5 protein-coding genes are annotated in these 4737 nt (G+C 71.5%); 2 read left to right on the plus strand and 3 right to left on the minus strand.

The window, feature by feature from the left end; all coding sequences use genetic code 11:
* From MXD58_RS20205 to MXD58_RS20215, 3 genes are all read right to left on the minus strand, one after another.
* Positions 1-769 (minus strand): ROK family protein (locus tag MXD58_RS20205; RefSeq protein ID WP_250609732.1); only part of this gene is annotated, 769 nt, incomplete at its 3' end.
* Positions 770-938: 169 nt separating this feature from the next.
* Positions 939-1901, minus strand: a complete 963-nt coding sequence (locus tag MXD58_RS20210; protein ID WP_248841408.1) for an electron transfer flavoprotein subunit alpha/FixB family protein — start codon at positions 1899-1901, stop codon at positions 939-941.
* Between the two features lie 12 nt (positions 1902-1913).
* Complete coding sequence (locus MXD58_RS20215; protein WP_248841407.1) at positions 1914-2699, minus strand: electron transfer flavoprotein subunit beta/FixA family protein; 786 nt, start codon at positions 2697-2699, stop codon at positions 1914-1916.
* Positions 2700-3246: 547 nt separating this feature from the next.
* Between MXD58_RS20215 and MXD58_RS20220 the strand changes: the two genes are divergently transcribed.
* A complete protein-coding gene (locus tag MXD58_RS20220; RefSeq protein ID WP_248841406.1) occupies positions 3247-4632 on the plus strand; it encodes an NsdA family TPR-like regulatory protein in 1386 nt (461 codons plus the stop codon).
* On the plus strand, positions 4578-4737 hold a 160-nt coding region (locus tag MXD58_RS31220), incomplete at its 3' end, for an SAM-dependent methyltransferase (RefSeq protein WP_374616395.1). The genes MXD58_RS20220 and MXD58_RS31220, both read left to right, overlap by 55 nt.

Below are 4737 nucleotides of genomic sequence, written 5' to 3' on the forward strand. Positions count from 1 at the left end.
CGGCGGCCTCGCCCGGCCCCGGCGCCCAGCCGGCCGCCAGGGCACGCCGGACGGAGTTCGGCCCGGAGGCGATGGCCTCCACGCAGCCGCGGCCACCGCAGGGACAGGCCGGGCCGTCGGCCTCGACCACCACGTGGCCGATGTGCCCCGCGTTGCCCGAGCCACCGTGCACCAGACGGTCACCGAGCACCAGTCCGCCGCCGACCCCGGTCGAGACCGTGACGGCGAGCAGGTCGCGCACGCCTCGCCCGGCCCCGGACCAGTGCTCGCCGGCGGCGAGGGCGATCCCGTCGTTGTGCACCCGCACGGGCAGGCCGGCGTGGAGCTCGCGCAGCCGGGCCCGCAGCGGGAAGTCCCGCCACGCGGGAATGTTCAGCGGCGACACCTCACCCACCGGCCAGCGCATCGGCCCCGCGCAGCCACAGCCGATACCCGCCAGCTCCGCGGCGCTCATCCCGGCCGCGGCCAGGGCCTGCTCCGCGCAGGCCCGGACCGCCTCGAACACTTCCGCCGCGGACACCTCCCCGCCAGACGCCTCCCCGCCAGACGCCGTGCCGCCAGACACCCTGTCGCCAGACACCCTGCCGTCGGTCCGGGCGCCGGCTCCCGCGGAGCGGTCACGGGCACCGGCGGCGGGCACCGGGCGCCGCGCGGTGCCCCGCAGCGCCCCGGTGGCGTCGACGACGGCAGCCGCGATCTTGGTTCCGCCGATGTCGATCGCGAGCGCGCACGCGGACGAGCGCGGCAGGCCGGCGGGAGGCGGGGGCACCGGTGACGGTGACGGAGACGGAGACGGCATCGCTACCTGAACACCTCTCACATACTGATCAGGTGCCGGCCGCGCTGCGGCCCACGACCGGCAACATGACAACGGCCGGGCTCCAGCTCGTCCGGGGACGGGCGGAGTCCGGCCGTGGTGCACAGCCAGGCGGGCCTGGTCAGCCGGCCTTGTGCTTACCGATCTCCTCGGTGAGCTGCGGGACGACGTTGAACAGGTCACCGACCAGGCCGTAGTCGGCGAACTCGAAGATCGGCGCCTCGGGGTCCTTGTTGACCGCGACGATCGTCTTCGACGTCTGCATACCGGCCCGGTGCTGGATGGCGCCGGAGATGCCGACCGCGATGTAAAGCTGCGGCGACACGGTCTTGCCGGTCTGGCCGACCTGGTTCTGGTGCGGGTACCAGCCGGCGTCGGTCGCGGCGCGCGACGCTCCGACGGCGGCACCAAGGGTGTCGGCCAGCTTCTCCACCAGCGCGAAGTGCTCGGCGGCGCCGAGACCACGGCCACCGGAGACGACGACCTGCGCCTCGGTGAGGTCCGGGCGACCGGACTTCGCCTCGACCACCCGGTCGACGATCTTGGCGCCCTTCGCGGCGTCGCTGACCGCGACGTCGACGATCTGCTCGGTCGGGGTGCCCGGCGCGGCCTCGGGAGCGGTGGCGTTCGGCCGCACGACGACGACCGGGACGCCCTTGGTGACCTTGGACGTGACGATCGTCGAGCCGCCGAAGATGCCCTGGGTGGCGACGAGGTCGGCGCTCAGCGCGGTGGCGTCCCAGATGAGGCCGGAGTCGAGCCGGGCGGCGACCCGGGCGGCGACCTCGCGGGAGTCCGCTGTGGCGGCGACCAGGACGGCGACCGGCGACGCCGCGCCGGCGAGGTTCGCGAGCACCTCGGCGGCGGGGCCGCCGATGTACCCGGCGATGTCGTCGGATTCCGCGACGTACACCTTCGCGGCCCCGTACTGGGCCAGGTACTCCTTCGCCTTGGCGTAGGTGCCCGGCGCGCCGAGGAACACCGCCGACGGCTCGCCGAGCGTGCGGGCGAGCGTCAGCAACTCGGCGGTGACCTTCTTCGGCTCGCCGTCGGCGTGCTCGACGAGAACGAGAACTTCAGCCATCGAACAAACCCCTCAGATGAGCTTCTGCGCGGCGAGGAAGCCGGCGATCTTCGTTCCGCCGTCGCCCTCGTCCTTGACGATCGTTCCGCTGGACCGGGGCGGCGCGGCCTGCGCCGTGACGACCGAGCTGGCGGCACCGGCGAGACCGACCGCGGCGGCGTCCAGGCCGGCGTCGGCGGCGGACAGGGTCGTCAGCGGCTTCTTCTTCGCCGCCATGATGCCCTTGAACGAGGGGTAGCGCGGCTGGTTGATCTTCTCGACGACGCCGACCACGGCCGGCAGGCTCGCCTCGACGAGGGCGTAGCCGTTGTCGGCCAGCCGCTCGATCGTGACCTTGCTGGCGCCCGGGTCGACCGTCACCTTGCGGGCCTGCGTGAGCTGCGGCAGACCGAGGCGCTCCGCCAGCAGGGCGCCGATGACGCCGCCACGGGCATCCGACGCCTCGGAGGAGGTGATGACGAGGTCCGGGGACAGCGTCGAAATCACCTTGGCGAGGGCCGCGGAGGTGGCCAGCGCGTCCGACCCGTGCAGCGAGTCGTCCGTGAGGTGCACAGCCTTGTCGGCGCCCATCGACAGCGCCTTGCGGATCGTCTCGACCGCCTTGACCGGCCCCATCGTGACGACGGTGACCTCGCCCCCGTGGGCTTCCTTGATCTTCAGGGCCTCTTCGACCCCGTACTCGTCCATCTCGTTCATGACGTTGTCGACGCTCTTGCGGTCGACTGTCTTGTCCGCGGCGTCGAGCTTCTTTTCCGCCCAGGTATCGGGAACCTGCTTGACGGTAACGACGATGTTCACGCCTAGGGGCCTCCGTAGCCAACATCGGATGTCAGTGGTCTTGACATCGTCGCATCTGGGGCGCTTGCGCGCCCGATGATCGGTGGCGTGACGAGGGCCGCACCGACCCGCTGACCTGGACGGTCGGACCGGACACCGACAGCAACTACACGCCGTCACCGAGGTTAGTCCGTGTGCGTCGCTGGAGCCATCCCCAGTGACCTGGGTATCACCCCGCCCCCGGAGCTCCCCCGCGGCGGTTCGCCCCGGGCGCGCGGCCCGCAGCGACGCTTCTCCTCGCCTGGACAGCCAGAAATCACTGCACGTGCAGATTATCCTGCATACGCGAGTGCAGACGCCCAGCCGGCGAGGTGGCGAGATTCTGCGGAACAGACGCCCAATCATCAGGCTGATGCAAGAGTCCGGGGCCCCGGACCGGGCGTGCATTCCGTCCTTCTTATGCACGGCCTCTTCCCCTATTCGCGACGCACCAACTACTTTCTGACTTATGCGGCGAACATTGCGCAACCGCCGCCGCTCAGGTCGCTCATACTTCGACGGGGGAAACATGTCGAACACGCCACCGGAAGATCCTTCAGTAAGTACAATATTTGCCCGGCTTCTACGCGAGGCAGGCGTCTCCGACACCCGCTTCGCCTGCCAGGTCAACACCCGCGCACGCCAGCAGCGCCAGGTGGAGCTGGGTCTGGCCCGCACCACGGTCGGTCACTGGCGCCGCGGCATGCGCCCGCGAGATCCGATGGTCGCCGAACTCGCGGCCGCCGAGATGTCGGCCGCACTGGGTTATCCCGTTCTCCCGGCCGACCTCGGCTGGCGCGGGGAGTCGTACCGCAATGACGACCTGGGTCTCACTGGCGCAAATGCCCCCGTTGAGACACTACGGACACTTACCGGCCTTTCGGGACGAGATATGCGTCGACGTGACCTTTTGCAGGAAGGAACCGCCTTCATCGCCACAGCCTTCGCCGACCCGGTCCTGTCCAGCCTGACCGGCGTCGTCGACCGGATCGGTGGCGCGGAGCAGCCGGCGGCCGGCGGCGGAGCGCTCGTCCGCGACGTCACCGCGACCTTCCGCACCCTCGACGCCAAGTTCGGCAGCGCGGAGATCCGCCCGCAGGTCATCAGCTTCCTGCACGACCAGACCCGGGCGGCCCGCGACCGGCGGCCCGACCCGGACCTGTTCAGCGCCCTGGCCGAGCTCACCCAGTTCAGCGGCTGGCTCGCCCAGGACACCAGGCGCCACGCACTCGCGCAGCGCTACTACATCCAGGCGCTCAGCCTCGCCGAGCACGCCGACGACCACATGCTCGCCGGCCGCGTGCTGTCGGGGATGAGCGACCAGGCCGCCCAGCTCGATCACCGGCGTCAGAGCCTGGCGCTCGCCCGCGCGGCGATCAACCGCTCGCAGCGGCACTCCACCCACACCGTGCGCGCCATGCTCTACGACAAGCACGCCTGGGCGCTGGCCCGCAACAAGGACGAAGCCGGCTGTCGGGCGGCTCTGGACCTGATGGACGACGCGATCGACCGCAGCGACGGCGAGGAGTCGCCGTCCTGGGCGGGCCACTACAACCGCGGTGACGCCGCGGAATGCCGCGGGCACTGCCTGCTTCTCCTGAACCGCCCCCAGGAGGCCACCAGGAACCTGCTGGAGGCCCGGGGCCTGCAGGGGCAGGCCCGGGCGCGGACCCGCAGCTACGCCGAGGCGGACCTGGCCCTGACCTACCTGCTCAGCCCCGCCCCTGATCTGGACGGCGCGCTGGAGGCCGGCTACCGGGCCCTCGACGTCGCCGGGCAGATCTCCTCCCTGCGCATCACCAACAAGCTGGCGCAGCTCGACAGGGAACTCGGCCGCCACACCACCGTGGCCGTGCGGGAGTGGCGGGAGCGGACCCGGCCACTGCTCGCCGCCGCCGCGCCCAGTCCGGTCTGACCCGGGCGCCGGGCGGGGTCGGTCCGCGACCCCGCATCGTCTACGCCGACTACGACCCGCTGGTTCTGACCCACGCCCGCGCGTTACTCGGCGGCACCCCCGAGG

The organism is Frankia sp. AgKG'84/4 (assembly GCF_023242965.2).
Lineage (GTDB): Bacteria > Actinomycetota > Actinomycetes > Frankiales > Frankiaceae > Frankia.